At 45.2% G+C, this 628-nt stretch carries 1 protein-coding gene; it reads left to right on the top strand.

The annotated features are described in order from the left end of the window. Nucleotides 1–628, top strand: a 628-nt coding sequence (locus tag A3766_RS29525; protein WP_197479486.1) for an Ig-like domain-containing protein, incomplete at both ends; no start/stop codon positions are given.

Here is a 628-nt window from a genome sequence, read left to right as displayed (position 1 = left end):
AAAGTTTCAGTGCTCAAGGAACATACAGTGACGGCTCAGTTCAGGACATCACCGAACAGGTAACCTGGACATCGAGCGACTCGGCAATAGGCTCTATTTCAAACGCTGCGCTATCTGAAGGTTTAGTCAATGGACTAGAACTGGGATTCGTAAACATTTCCGCCACCCTGGATGATATTAGTATATCGACTAGTCTAAGCATTCAAGACGCCGTATTAACCGCAATTGAAGTTCAGCCAGGAAATATCAGCCTAGCTAACGGGCTTCAAATACAAGCCATTGCTTTAGGCTCCTATTCTGATGGAGAACAAATTGATATCAGTAAAGAGGCCAACTGGAACACAAGCTCTAGTACTGTTGCAAGCGTAGAAAGCCCTAGCGCTCCGGTTATCAGCGCTAATGCAGAAGGCGAAGCCCTGATCTCTGCCGAACTAGAAGGAATCAGTGGTATTAGTTTAGTGACAGTAACAAGTGCGACACTTCAATCAATATCACTGACGAGCGATAACACAAGTATTCCGGCTGGGTTTACAGAACAAGTCAAAGCAAGTGGCTTATATACCGATGCATCGACTAAAGACATCACCCACCTCGTCACCTGGCAAAGCGAAGACAATCAACTTATTAC

This window comes from Oleiphilus sp. HI0132, assembly GCF_001635845.1.
The sequence above is the reverse complement of the archived record's forward strand: the minus strand, read 5'-3'. Positions and strand labels throughout refer to the sequence as shown.